This is a genomic window from Paenibacillus sp. MMO-177, assembly GCF_037147795.1.
Taxonomy (GTDB): domain Bacteria; phylum Bacillota; class Bacilli; order Paenibacillales; family Paenibacillaceae; genus Pristimantibacillus.
This window is the reverse complement of the sequence record NZ_JBBCUR010000001.1, coordinates 80,978-94,246: the sequence shown is the minus strand read 5'-3', so window position 1 is coordinate 94,246 and position 13,269 is coordinate 80,978. Positions and strand designations below refer to the sequence as shown.

General features: G+C 50.4%; 13 protein-coding genes. 11 read left to right on the top strand and 2 right to left on the bottom strand.

The genetic code is table 11. The features are described 5' to 3' along the window. Positions 1 to 4 precede the first annotated feature (4 nt). The 5 genes from WFK81_RS00410 to yajC are packed head-to-tail and all read left to right on the top strand — an operon-like array spanning position 5 to position 5,137. A complete protein-coding gene (locus WFK81_RS00410; RefSeq protein WP_336785452.1) occupies positions 5 to 448 on the top strand; it encodes a thiol-disulfide oxidoreductase DCC family protein in 444 nt (147 codons plus the stop codon). Continuing rightward, a complete protein-coding gene (locus WFK81_RS00405) occupies positions 448 to 2,553 on the top strand; it encodes a SpoIID/LytB domain-containing protein (RefSeq protein WP_336784498.1) in 2,106 nt (701 codons plus the stop codon). Before WFK81_RS00410 ends, WFK81_RS00405 begins: the two co-directional genes overlap by 1 nt. A gap of 7 nt (positions 2,554 to 2,560) precedes the next feature. Then, complete coding sequence (gene queA, locus WFK81_RS00400) at positions 2,561 to 3,607, top strand: tRNA preQ1(34) S-adenosylmethionine ribosyltransferase-isomerase QueA (RefSeq protein ID WP_336784497.1); 1,047 nt, start codon at positions 2,561 to 2,563, stop codon at positions 3,605 to 3,607. 50 nt (positions 3,608 to 3,657) lie between these two features. Further along, the gene (gene tgt, locus WFK81_RS00395) at positions 3,658 to 4,791 is read left to right on the top strand and encodes a tRNA guanosine(34) transglycosylase Tgt (protein WP_336784496.1); all 1,134 of its coding nucleotides are present in this window, start codon (positions 3,658 to 3,660) and stop codon (positions 4,789 to 4,791) included. Between the two features lie 31 nt (positions 4,792 to 4,822). After that, a complete protein-coding gene (yajC, locus tag WFK81_RS00390; protein ID WP_336784495.1) occupies positions 4,823 to 5,137 on the top strand; it encodes a preprotein translocase subunit YajC in 315 nt (104 codons plus the stop codon). Positions 5,138 to 5,223: 86 nt separating this feature from the next. Here yajC and WFK81_RS00385 read toward each other — a convergent pair whose 3' ends face one another. Next, entirely contained in the window at positions 5,224 to 5,616 is a 393-nt protein-coding gene (locus WFK81_RS00385) for a TIGR04086 family membrane protein (protein ID WP_336784494.1), read from the bottom strand. A 149-nt stretch (positions 5,617 to 5,765) separates the two neighbouring features. Between WFK81_RS00385 and WFK81_RS00380 the strand changes: the two genes are divergently transcribed. Then, complete coding sequence (locus WFK81_RS00380) at positions 5,766 to 7,085, top strand: ArsB/NhaD family transporter (RefSeq protein WP_336784493.1); 1,320 nt, start codon at positions 5,766 to 5,768, stop codon at positions 7,083 to 7,085. Between the two features lie 116 nt (positions 7,086 to 7,201). Then, the gene (locus WFK81_RS00375) at positions 7,202 to 7,948 is read left to right on the top strand and encodes a DUF421 domain-containing protein (protein WP_336784492.1); all 747 of its coding nucleotides are present in this window, start codon (positions 7,202 to 7,204) and stop codon (positions 7,946 to 7,948) included. 75 nt (positions 7,949 to 8,023) lie between these two features. Here the strand turns inward: WFK81_RS00375 and spoVB are convergent, their stop codons facing one another. Next, positions 8,024 to 9,583 carry a stage V sporulation protein B gene (gene spoVB, locus WFK81_RS00370; RefSeq protein WP_336784491.1) on the bottom strand — a complete coding sequence of 520 codons (1,560 nt, stop codon included), beginning with the start codon at positions 9,581 to 9,583 and terminating at the stop codon, positions 8,024 to 8,026. Positions 9,584 to 9,782: 199 nt separating this feature from the next. Between spoVB and WFK81_RS00365 the strand changes: the two genes are divergently transcribed. The 4 genes from WFK81_RS00365 to WFK81_RS00350 all read left to right on the top strand — a co-directional run bounded on the left by WFK81_RS00365 (position 9,783) and on the right by WFK81_RS00350 (position 13,246). Next, on the top strand, positions 9,783 to 10,022 hold the full coding sequence (locus WFK81_RS00365) for a post-transcriptional regulator (RefSeq protein ID WP_336784490.1): 240 nt from the start codon (positions 9,783 to 9,785) through the stop codon (positions 10,020 to 10,022). Between the two features lie 94 nt (positions 10,023 to 10,116). Beyond that, positions 10,117 to 11,349, top strand: coding sequence for a protein translocase subunit SecD (gene secD, locus WFK81_RS00360; RefSeq protein WP_336784489.1), 1,233 nt, complete (start codon positions 10,117 to 10,119; stop codon positions 11,347 to 11,349). Continuing rightward, a complete protein-coding gene (secF, locus tag WFK81_RS00355) occupies positions 11,339 to 12,259 on the top strand; it encodes a protein translocase subunit SecF (RefSeq protein ID WP_336784488.1) in 921 nt (306 codons plus the stop codon). The genes secD and secF overlap by 11 nt, the downstream gene beginning before the upstream one ends. A gap of 96 nt (positions 12,260 to 12,355) precedes the next feature. Next, positions 12,356 to 13,246 carry a cation diffusion facilitator family transporter gene (locus WFK81_RS00350; protein ID WP_336784487.1) on the top strand — a complete coding sequence of 297 codons (891 nt, stop codon included), beginning with the start codon at positions 12,356 to 12,358 and terminating at the stop codon, positions 13,244 to 13,246. Positions 13,247 to 13,269: the final 23 nt, after the last annotated feature.

Sequence of the window (13,269 nt, the reverse complement as noted above, 5' to 3'; positions counted from 1 at the left end):
GACAATGAAGAGCGAGCGGGAGAAGCTGTATGTCGTATATGACGGAACCTGCAATCTGTGTACGGGGACGGTGAGCAAGCTGAAAGAGCTGCGTTCCAACGCGGATCTGATTTTTGTTCCCATTCAATCGCTTGATGGGGCAGGTAACCATGTTCCGGGAATTGAAAAGGCCGCAGAGACGGACCTATACGAGAAGATGCATGTCGCGGACGAAAAGGGCCGGCTGTATGCCGGCGCTGACGGCGTTGTCCGGATTTTGCGCACCATAAAAGGCTTCCGCCTGCTTGCTTCGCTTTACCGATTGCCCGGTTTAAGCCGGGTTGGCGACTTGTTGTACCGTTATATTGCGAAACGAAGATATGACTGGTTTGGACGTACGGAGCAAAGCTGTTCCGTGAATGGCTGCACCTTGCCGCCGCAACATGAGAGGGAAAAGGGGAATCTTTGATGAATTTTCAACGCTGGTCGTTCAAGCGGTTATCCCTGCTTACGATCGCCGGACTTTTGTTTGTATCGACTTGGTCGGTGAGGCCGTCGCTTGGCGCCGTTCCGCAGCTTGATACGATTCGTGTTGCTATCTATCTGCAGCTGCCGGGGAAATATCAGGCAAACACGGCTGCGGCTACATTTTCTTCCGCCGGCGGTTTGACAATTGGCATGAGCGATCCTTCGGGTACGGTACCGTGGATCAATGCCGGGGCGAATGTGCAGTCCCGCATTGCTAAGGACGACTACAAGGTAAAAGTTATCGAGACGGAAAGCTTCGATACGGCTCTTGCCGTTTATAAAAGGCTGCAGGCTTTGTCGGGCAGCGGGTTTATTACATCCCTGAAGAAAAAAGGCAAGACGGTTTATCAGGTAGCGGAAGGTACATACGGCAATGCGGCAGATGCAACGGCTGCCATGACCAAATGGACGGCGGACAGCACGATCAGCAAGCTGATCGGCAGTGCCACAGCGGCCATTCAAGGGCCGTTCCACTTGGAGAGCGCGACGGCTTATGCTTCCGAAGCAGAGGCGGTTAAAGCTTCCGAAGCCTTTAGCGCAGCCGGAGTGGATGCATTCGTAGGCGTACGCAAAGCTAACGGCAGCGCTAATGCGCGCTATTCCGTGTTTGTTGGCGCCGCAGCCAGCACGGCTGAGCTTAATGTAGTCAAGACGGCTGCCGGCGCAGCGGGCAGCGGGCTGAAGACAGCGGATGATTCCGCTTATCTTCTGGAACGCAATGACCATACGTTAAGCGGCAAAGCGGACAGCCCGGTTACGCTTTACGCGTTCCCTGTCAACAATGCAAAGGTACGGATTATGCCGGCCGGCGACAGCACGATCAAGCTGACGGAGCGCAGCGGCCGGACTTACCGGGGGCAATTCGAGGTTAGCGAATTTAATGGCAAGCTCGCCGTTGTTAACGAGCTGCCGTTCGAGCAATATTTGTACTCGGTAGTTGGCGGGGAGATGATCGCGTCATGGCCGCTTGAAGCGCTTAAAGCACAGGCGGTAGCAGCGCGCACGTATGCGTTGTATCAGGGTGCCGGCTTCCAAATCGCCAACGTGGTGGATACCGTAAGCAGCCAGGAATATCAGGGCACTGTAACCGAGAAGCCTTCTACTATTCAAGCGGTAGACGAGACGGCCGGCGAAGTGATGCTGTACAAAGGCAAACTGATTGAGGCGCTGTTCTCGTCGAGCGGCGGCGGCAAAACAGCCGATGCTTCAGAGGTTTGGGGTAATTCCGTTGCCTATCTGAAGAGCGTTTCCAGTCCGACGGACAACTCCTCGGAGAAGGGCTTGTATTCCTGGTATCGCGTTGTTCTTCCGAACAATGAGACCGGTTATATCCGCGAGGATCTGCTGACCGATTCGGGTCAGACGAATGCGGCGGGCGTAAAGCTTATGACCGTAAACACGGACGGCTCGAAGGTCCGGAAAAATCCGAAGGTGGAAGATTCCGTCGCGTTGGTGGGACAAGCGAACAAAGGGACGGTTGTTGCCGTTCTGGACAAAGCGGTCGAGAATAATGCGATGTCGTGGGTGAAAGGACCGTTTACGTCTTCGGAGCTTCTCGCTACGATGACAAAGCAGGCGAGCGTTACGGGTCCGATAACTTCCTTGCAGGTCGGAACAACAGGTCCTTCCGGCCGTGTTACGCAATTGCTTGTCAATGGACAGTCCTACAATGTAAAATATCCAGATGTGCTTCGTTCGGCGCTTGGCGGTTTGCCTAGCACGCTGTTTAAGGTAGACGAGACGGGGAAGGTGACCATGCTTGGCGCTAACGGTTCGACCCGCACGAAGACTTCTTCCGCGCAGCGCGTGTATATGATTCAGGCCGGCGGTCAAGTCACGCAGGCGGACGGCAATGTTGTTGTCATGAACGGGGACAGCCAGATCCGCGCGACAACCAAGGATCCTTCCTTCCGGTTTGCCGGATCGGGTTACGGCCACGGAATCGGATTATCCCAATATGGAGCATTAGGTCTCGCTCAGCAAGGGTATGACTACTCTTATATCTTGCAATACTACTATAAAGATGTAACCATCGCTAAGGAATGATTGATTCATGAACGTAGATTGGTTTGATTTTGAACTGCCCGAGCATCTGATCGCCCAAACGCCTCTTGCGGAACGTACGGCATCGAGACTTCTCGCGCTTAACAAAAAGACGGGCGAAATCGCGCACCGTACCTTTACGGATCTTGCCGAGTATTTGAAAGAGGGCGATGTGCTTGTTCTGAACAACACGCGCGTTATCCCGGCCCGTCTCACAGGCGTAAAGCCCGATACAGGCGGGAAGATTGAGCTCTTGCTTCTGAAACAGCTGGAGGGAGACCGCTGGGAGACTTTGGCCAAGCCGGCTAAACGTCTAAAGGCAGGCTCGGAGCTGTGGTTCGGCGACAACGGCAGCGGCGAGCCGCTGCTCCGCGCGGTCGTCGAGGATGAAGGAGATATGGGCTCGCGGACGATCCGCTTCCAGTATGAAGGCATCTTCCAGGAGCTGCTTGACCGTCTCGGGGAAATGCCTCTGCCTCCTTATATCAAGGAGCGACTGGAGGAGCGGGAACGCTACCAGACCGTGTATGCCAAGCATGAAGGCTCGGCGGCAGCTCCTACGGCAGGGCTTCATTTTACGAAGGAGTTTCTGCAGAAGCTGGTCGACAAAGGGGTTAAGCTTGCCTACATTACCCTGCATGTCGGGCTTGGCACGTTCCGGCCTATGTCCGTTGATAAGGTTGAAGAGCATGAGATGCATTCGGAGTATTACGAGCTGGATGAACAAAATGCCGCAATAATAAATGAAGCCAAATCGTCGGGAGCCCGTATAATAGCTGTGGGCACAACATCTTCGAGAACGCTCGAGACGGTAGCGGCAAGATTTGAAGGCGGACCTATTGAGGCATGCAACGGGTGGACGGATATTTTTATTTTCCCGGGATACAACTTTAAGCTGGTAGACGCCTTGCTGACAAACTTCCATTTGCCGAAATCGACGCTTGTTATGCTGGTCAGCGCACTGGCCGGACGGGATGCGATTATGAAGGCTTACGGGGAAGCTGTCCGCGAAGAATACCGGTTCTTCAGCTTCGGCGACGCCATGTTTATCTATTAGCACCAGCTTGCGCAAGCACGATAATTCCAAGTAGACAGGAAGAATGACTAGTGGCTGTAAAATACGAATTAATTAAAGTTTGCAAGCAGTCCGGCGCGCGTCTTGGACGGGTCCACACTCCGCACGGCGTTATCGAGACGCCAACGTTTATGCCGGTAGGGACTCAGGCAACCGTTAAGACGATGAGTCCGGAAGAATTAAAAACGATGGACGCTCAAATTATTTTGAGCAACACGTACCATTTGTTCCTTCGCCCTGGCCATGACATTGTCGGCCGGGCAGGAGGCCTTCACAAATTCATGAACTGGGACCGTCCGATTCTTACCGACAGCGGCGGCTTCCAAGTATTCAGCTTAAGCGACATGCGCAAAATTACGGAAGAGGGCGTTCAATTCCGCTCCCATCTGAACGGGGACAGGCTGTTTATCTCTCCGGAGAAGGCGATGGAGATCCAGAACGCGCTTGGCTCGGATATTATGATGGCCTTTGACGAATGCCCGCCGTATCCGGCTGATTATGATTACGTGAAGCAATCTCTTGAGCGCACTACGCGTTGGGCGGAGAGATGCCTTAACTCCCATGCCCGCAAACATGACCAAGGATTGTTTGCAATCGTCCAGGGCGGCATGTATAAAGACCTGCGGATCCAAAGCGCTAAGGATTTGACTTCCATGGATTTCCCGGGGTATGCTATTGGTGGACTGAGTGTAGGCGAGCCTAAGCATTTGATGTATGAAGTGCTTGATTACACGGTACCTGAGCTGCCAACAACCAAACCAAGATATTTGATGGGCGTTGGTTCGCCGGACGCATTGATTGAGGGCTCGATCCGCGGTGTGGATATGTTCGACTGCGTATTGCCGACGCGTATTGCCCGTAACGGGACAACAATGACAAGCCAAGGCCGTCTCGTTGTACGCAACGCGAAATTCGCCGAGGATTTTGGGCCGCTTGATCCGGAATGCTCCTGCTACACTTGCCAAAACTACTCGAGAGCGTATATCCGTCATTTGCTCAAAGCAGACGAAACGTTCGGCATCCGGCTTACGACCTATCACAACTTGCATTTCTTATTACAGCTCATGCGTGATGTGCGTCAGGCGATTATGGAAGACAGGCTTCTTGATTTCCGCGACGAATTTTTCACCAAGTATGGACTGTTTGATAACGAGAAGGGCTTTTAAGCTTAGATTTTAGGGAAAGGGGGGAATTTCCATGACGACATTTTTAGCAGCAGGCGATGCAGGCAGCACGAATATTTTCCAAATGATTTGGCCTTTTATTCTGATGTTTGCGGTGTTCTATTTCTTGCTTATCCGTCCGCAACAGAAGAAAACGAAACAGCGGAACTCGCTTCTCAGCCAGCTGAAGAAGGGCGATAAAATTCAAACGATTGGCGGCCTTCACGGCACGATCGTTGAGCTGACGGACGACACTGTTGTTCTTCGCGTGAATGATACAACAAAGATGACGTTCGACCGCAGCGCAATCAGCTCCGTACTGAACAGCGCACCGGCAGCAACGGAATAACTTCAAATGGAAAGAAGCTGAACCTTATGGTCAGCTTCTTTTTTGCTTGTATGTAGTATGTGCAGCGGCAAGGTCGTTCATTACCGTTATTTTTTAAGATTAACCCCGATCATTCCGCCGAATGCTCCAGCCAGCATGGCGGCAAGCAGCATAATGGCGCTTTTGCCGGACAATCCGCTGTTGGCTGCAAGGAAACCGATGGTCAGAACGGTAATGCCGTAAATTAAACCAAGCATGGCGCCATAATACCAGCCTTTCATGCCGGAGCGTTTGCCCGATACAAAACCGCCGGCTAACGCGGAGAAGCCATGAACGGTAAGCGCGTATTGAGGAAGGTTGTTTTCCTTCATACTGCTGAAATACAGCAGAAACGAAAGCAATAGCGCGCCTATCGCAAGCCAAATAATCGAATACATAACGCCTGCAATAAGCGGAGAGCCGATACGCGGCGGCCGGGCGATCGATTTAATCGAATTCATTTTATCCCCCCTTGTACAAGACTATTAGTACACCTTATGGTCAAGCTGGCCCGATTAGACCTAACGTTTGGATTAGACTGGACGTTATTTACAGTTTTTTTGTATAATGTGCATTGCTGTTTGAATTGCTTAAACAAGGAGTTGTTGGTTTGGAACCGATATACCATCCTGCCGCCTGGCAGGTTACTGCGGCTGTCGTTATTTTCCTCGTGACGTATGCCATCATTATTACGGAGAAAATAAACCGTACCGTCATCGCTTTATTTGGCGCGGTCATTATGATTGTGCTTGGCGTACTGGATATGAAGCTTGCCTTCACCGAGCACATCGAATGGGGAACGATCTTCTTGTTAATCGGGATGATGATCCTGGTTGGCATAACGAATAAGACGGGCGTGTTTCAGTATGCGGCAGTTAAAGCGGCACAGACCGCAAAAGGCGATCCGGTTAAGATTTTTATCATCTTGTCTTTGCTTACGGGGATTGGCTCTGCTTTTCTCGATAATGTTACGACCGTGCTTCTGATCGTTCCGATTACGTTTTCAATTACCCGGATACTGAAGATCACGCCGATTCCTTTCCTCTTGGCTGAAATTTTATCATGCAATATTGGAGGAACGGCTACTTTGATTGGAGATCCGCCCAACATTATGATTGGTTCGGCCAACGAAAATTTAACGTTCAACGATTTTCTCGTCAATCTCGCTCCGGTTATTATCGTTATCCTTGTCGTTACAATCGCCTTGCTTGTCTGGATTTACCGGAAGAAGCTGATCGTGACGGATGAATCCAAAAAGGAGCTTATGAATTTAAAAGCGGAGGATAACATCAAAGATCGTGTTTTGATGATCAAGTCCTTGACGATCCTGCTGCTTACGATTGCCGGTTTTGCTCTACACTCGGTTATCCGAATAGAACCGGCGGTTATCGCGCTTGGCGGTGCCACTCTTCTTATGTTGATTGGGGTGAAGCGGGAAGACGCGGAAGCAGCTTTCGATATGGTGGAGTGGGAAACGATCTTTTTCTTTATCGGATTGTTTATGCTTGTTGGCGGGCTGGTGGAGACAAACATTATTTCCGATCTTGCGAATGTCACGCTGCAGATTACTTCCGGGGATACAACAAAAACCTCCATGCTCATTTTGTGGGTGTCCGGTATTGCTTCCGCGACAATTGACAATATCCCGTTTGTGGCCACGATGATTCCGCTTATTCAAGATCTGGGCGTGCAGATGAATATTGCGAATCCCGATGATCTGAATCCGCTATGGTGGTCGTTGTCGCTTGGCGCATGCCTCGGCGGAAACGGGACGCTGATCGGAGCATCGGCCAATGTTGTCGTTGCCGGTCTAGCCATGCGGGAAGGCAAAGGCTTCAGCTACTTGGATTACTTGAAAATCGGAGCGCCGTTGACGCTGCTTGCTCTTGTTATTTCAACCATATATATCTATTTTATTATACTGCCATAGGTTATAAACCCATATATTCGTTACTCCTTCGTTCGCATGATGTGTCATGTCAAAGGCTAGAATAGCTGTACGGGCTGTTCCGATGTTGGCATGACAAAAACGAGGAGGCGGTTAGGATGGAATATGGGAGCATGCTGCTCCGAACCGTATTGATTTACTTCGTCGTATTTCTGATCATGCGTTTTATGGGGAAAAGGGAAATTGGCAAACTTTCCGTATTTGACCTGGTGATTTCCGTAATGATCGCCGAAATTGCCGTTATCGTAATCGAAGATGTGGAACGTTCGATGTGGGAAGGCATTTTGCCCATGGTCGTGCTGCTTATTATTCAGGTAGCAATTGCGTTTATTGCCTTAAAAAATCGCAAGCTGAGGTTATGGTTTGACGGAAAACCAAGCGTCATAATAGCAAAAGGGAAGCTGAACCGCGATGTCATGCGGAAACAGCGCTATAATCTGGACGATCTGCTGCTCCAATTAAGGGAGAACAAGATCAGTACGGTTGCCGATGTTGAGTTTGCCATTCTCGAGACAACAGGGAAATTATCGGTTTTAGAGAAAGAAAAAGAAGCAAACAAGGCACAGGAGGAACCAAAGGACCAAAAGGCCGATGCGGAAGAGAAGACAATCCTAAAACCGCAGTCTCAGACGCAGGGGCGCTTCCGGTTCGAAATGGTTCCGATTCCGCTCATTATGGACGGAAAGGTGCAGGATGAGAATTTGGCCAAAATGGACAAAACCAGATTCTGGTTGAAAAATGTGCTGCAGGAACAGGGCGTGCACGATTTCAAGGAAGTCTTTCTATGCACGATTGACCATAAAGGAAAGCTGTTTATCGATACCGACAGAAAGCCGCGCTTCTAGCCGGGAACGAACCCCTGTAACCGATGCAGGGGTTCGCTTCCGGACAAGGAAGCACGGCTTTTTGATGCTTATTTTTTATTTAAACCATTGTCCAAGAACCGGGATGCGGGCGATATCGTAGCGGTCAATGATTTTCATCCACACCATTAAGAGCAGATACAGGATTACGCTGATCATGCAAGCCAGCATCAGATTGATCCACTCCAGCGATAATGGCTTGGCGTTCATCAACCATCTTGCGGCGGCGCCCATTATCACCATGGCTGCTCCAACCTTTACAAAATCCAGCACTTGCATATGGAAGCCAATAAAGCGCAATACGCTGATGCCATGGAGGACCGTAACGAGCACGATATTGACGTTAATGGCAATAAGCGCTCCGTATATGCCAAGCTCGGGCTTTGAGGCGAGCATAACGATTAGTACAAGTTTGACGGCAGCTCCGATAAAGGTGTTCATTAGCGCTGTCCCAGGCTTGTTCAACGCTTGAAGCGCGGCTTGCAGGGGAGCTTGCAAATAAATAAAAATGCCGATCGGAGCAATCAACTGAAGCATCGGAGCGATATCTGCCTGATTGTAGAGCAAACGGCAGATCGGTTCGGCAAACAGCCACATCACAACAACAAACGGAGCTCCCGCGACAAGAGCAAGCCGCATCGATTGATGCATTCGGATATGGATCATCGCTTTATCACCCTTGGCCGCCGCTTCGGACAAAGAAGGAACGAGGGAAGAAGCAAGCGAGAAGGTTAACGCTGTTGGCAATAGCAGCAGCGGAATGATCATCCCTTGAAGGGCGCCGTATTGGGCAGTGGCGGCACCGGTTGCAATTCCCGCGGCAGCAAGGCTTCGGGCGGTCAGAATCGATTCCAGCAAATAGGACAAGGAGCCGACCATGCGGCTTCCGGTTACCGGAATGGACAAGCCAAGCAGGCGGCGAAGCACAGGGGTGTTTTCTTCTGGCAAAGCATCGGATGTGCGTTTGGGAGAGGGTTTTTGCTTACCGCGTTCTTGAGCATACGTCCAGAGCAGAACGGCAAGAGCGCCAATCTCTCCCGCAACAACCCCTAGCATGGCACCGGCGGCAGCCCATTCGATCCCTTTAGGAAGCAGCATGGAAGCAAAGGCCAGGGAGCCGATAATTCGGATGATGGTTTCAATGATTTGCGAGGCTGCGGACGGTATCATATTTTGCATGCCCTGGAAATAACCCCGATAGACCGAAGAAATTCCTATGATAAGCATCAAAGGCGTCATGACCATAAACGTCTGATAGACTCTGGAGTCGGTAAGCAAATGGGTCGTAATCCATTTCGCAAAGAGGAGCAGCGCAGCGGTCATTAAGACAGCTAGTACGATTGTAAGGCCCATGGCCGTCCGAAAAATCTGTTTGACCCGCTTAGAGTCGCCGCGGGATACGGCTTCCGCCGTCCATTTGGTAATGGCGAGCGGAATGCCGCCTGTAATAACGGTCAGCATAACGGTCAGGAACGGGTAGCTGAGCTGATACAGCCCGACGCCTTCCGCTCCGATAATTCTCGGAAGAGCAATACGCGGAACAAAACCGAGCAGCCGGTTGATGATGCCGGCAGCCAGCAGAATCATAGCCCCTTTTATAAACGTTTGCTTCGTCATTCTTCGCCCTCATCTCTTCAATAATCCCACCTACTGTATCCTTACATCTTTATGCGCGGCATGTCCGAATCATGAATCATCCAAATTTATCAATTCGAAAGTTTCGGCAGGAAAAGCGACGGGCAGTAGCGAATAGGTAAGAGGACAGTTACCGCTATCGGGGATAGGGCATTTGCAAGGCCAGAAGGAGGAGACAGCCGTGGGAGATGAGGATCTGAACAACGCGATCGAACAGTTATGCAACAGCAAGGCGGAAGAATTTCATCTCATCGGATATGAACATGTAACGGGAAAAGAAATTTGGGAATGCGTAAGCGAGAAATACAACAAGACCGGTCAGCCGGAGCTACATCAGATCGTAAACGATATCTTGTCCTTAAAAGTGACAAAATTTATGAATTTTATGACGCTGAGCGCTTTTCGGGGAAACCATTTCTAACGGAAGGGTTTTCTTTTTTTTTCGCGCAATTTTACACGCAAGTACAACCTAAGTATAATAGGAATATTGAGATCTTAAGGGGGACTATGTACGTATGAACTGGAAGAGATTAACTGCCTTCCTTGCGGTCGTTGTCATCATGTTTGGCGCTATCGCATGGACGAGCCCGGCTCTTGTCAAAGATATCCGGCTCGGTCTTGATTTGAAAGGCGGGTTCGAGGTTTTGTACGAAGCCTCGCCACTTGAAGGCGGCGAACAGGTAACGCCTGAATCGCTCAAGGAAACGGCAAAAAGCCTGGAGCAGCGGATTGACGCGAACGGGATTGCCGAGCCTGAAATTACGCGTGAAGGCAGCAACCGGATTCGCGTAAAGATCGCTGGCGTTACGGATGAAACGGCAATCAGAGAAATGCTGAAAAAGCCGGTTAATCTGACATTCCGCGGTCCGGACGGCACGGTCGAGCTGCAAGGCAATGACTTCGTGCAAAATGGTGCAAAGGTCGAGTTTGACCAATTGGGTAAACCGATGATCACCATTAAATTGAAAGACGCTAAGAAATTCGAAGACGTTACGACAAAGCTGACAGGCAAAACGTTGTCGATTTACCTTGACGACAAATTGTTGTCCAGCCCATCGGTCAACTATCCAATCACAGGCGGTACGGCACAAATCTCGGGTAACTATTCCCTTGACGAGGCTAATAACCTAAAAGACACGATCAACCTCGGCGCATTGCCGCTGAAGCTGACGGAGAAATATACGCAAAGCGTAGGCGCAAAGCTTGGTCAAAAATCTCTTGAGGATACAGTAGGCGCTGGCGTTATCGGCACAATTATCATTTTGATTTTGCTAGTCGTCTTGTTCCGTGTTCCTGGCTTTGTGGCCGGTATTACGGTTATTTCCTACACTTGGCTGCTCGTTGTGGTGTTTGAGCTGATGAACGCTACGCTAACCTTGCCGGGCATCGCGGCGTTTGTGCTCGGTATAGGCATGGCGGTTGACGCCAACATCATTATGTACGAGCGGATCAAGGAAGAGATCCGCAGCGGCAAGAGCCTGCTGTCTTCCCTGAAGGCCGGTTCGAAAAACTCGTTCCGTACCATAATGGACGCGAACGTAACGAATATCATTTCTTGTGCGGTCCTTTACTTCATCGGTAACGGCGCAATCCGCGGCTTCGCCCTGACGATGATCTTCAGTATTCTCGTAAGTATCGTGACCAACATCTTCTTGGCGCGTCTGCTGATTCAATTGCTGATCCGCAGTAACCTCTTTACTAAACCTGGCTACTACGGCGTGAAGGAGGCAGAAATCCGTGCTCTATAATGCAAAGGTTCGGTTCGACTTTATTAAACACCGCAACAAGTTTTTCTTGTTCTCGGCTATTTTGACTGTTGTCGGCATCTTGATGCTCAGCATCTTCCATATGAACTTCGGGGTTGACTTCAAGGCCGGTACCAACATGGATATTCTCGTAGGCAAGAAGATTACCCAGGCGGAAGCCAAAGATATTTTGTCCCAACAAGGCTATACCAATGTTACGCCTACGGTAGGCGGCACTAACGGCGACCGCGTATCGGCCCGTTTCGACGACGTCCTCGAACAGGCGAAGGTTAAAGCGATCGAGGATGCTTTCAAAGAAAAATACGGCGATAAAGTATCTTCCGAGGTTAACGTTGTATCGCCGGATATGGCGCAGGAGCTTGGCGTTAAAGCAATTTATGCGGTTATTATCGCGAGCGTGGCGATTATGCTCTACGTTATGATCCGTTTCGAATGGCGTATGGCGCTTGCCGCGAACATTGCGATTTTGTATGATGCCTTTGTCGTTATTACCATGTTCTCGATTTTCCGTCTTCAGGTTGACCTGCCGTTTATCGCGGCCGTACTGACAACGATTGGTTACTCGATTAACGATAAGATCGTTATCTTTGACCGGATCCGCGAAAATCTTCGTTTTGCGAAAACGAAAAATGCAGACCAGATTGGCGACCTTGTTAACCAAAGCTTGTGGCAGACTATGGCGCGTAATATCTATACGGTACTCGCCGTTCTCATTATCGCAACCTGTCTCTTTATCTTCGGAAGCGAATCGATCAAGCTGTTCGCACTCGCGAAGATGATTGGTCTTGCAAGCGGCGCTTACTCTTCGATCTGTATCGCGGCTCCGCTGTGGATGGTCATGAAGAGCAAGCAAAAGCCGTCTACGAAAGCAGCGGCTAAAAAAGCGGTATAAGCATTAACGTCATATATAGAAAAATACTCTATGAGAAGTGGAATGGGAGCTGGGCTTGTTCCATAACCGGCGGTCCATTCCACGCTGGAGGCATAAATGTCAACCGAACAACGATTTGCGAAGGCAAAGCCGGCTGAACAGGCAGGCTTATGGGGAACTGCGGCGCTGGCGTTGTTTAAAGGCATAGTAGGCGGACTCGCGGGCAGCAAATCGCTGCTCGCCGATGCCTTCCGTACGGCGGCAGAATGTGCCGCCGCTTTTGCTTTGCTGCCTGGTAAGCAGGACGGAAGCAAGAAAACGGCTGCAGTGCTGCGGACAGAAGCACTGACGAATGTTTTCCTGGCCGTGTTTTTTCTGATTACGAGCCTGGAGATTGGCATTTCCGCCATTCGTTCCATTGCGGAAGGAGTAGATAAACCGCCGCACTGGACCGCGCTTGCCGCCATTCTCCTAAGTTTGCTCGTACGCGAGATGTTCTTCTCCCAGAAAGAACGAGGCTCAAGCCTGTATTGCTCGCTTGCGGCGCTTGTTGGAGCGGGGGGAGCTATGCTTGGGAAGGCTGCTGCGCTGCCGGCACTGTATTATTTGGACCCTGCGGCTGCAATTGTGATTGCAGTTATTGTCATGTTAAGCGGTTATCGTACGATAGCCGGTTTTGTAAGAAAAGATGCAAAGGCCGAAACCCAAAACGAGGACACGGAAATACTGATGCAGCTGATTCAGCGGGTAGAAGGGGTTATTACCGTAGAATCGATTCAGGCCAAGGAACTGGGGCATTACGTTGTTGCCGATATTGTAATTAGCGTAAATCCGCGTATTTCCGTATTGGAAGGCCATGAAATTGCAAAGCGGGTTAAGCAGCTGCTGCTTACGCGGTTTGGTCATGTTACGGACGTGACGATCCATGTAGAGCCTTACGATCCTGGTTATCCGTACAAATCGAATCATGACCCGAACCAGGAGCATATGCCAACGCTTCTGCAATAGAATGGAAAGGGGTTGAAACTTTA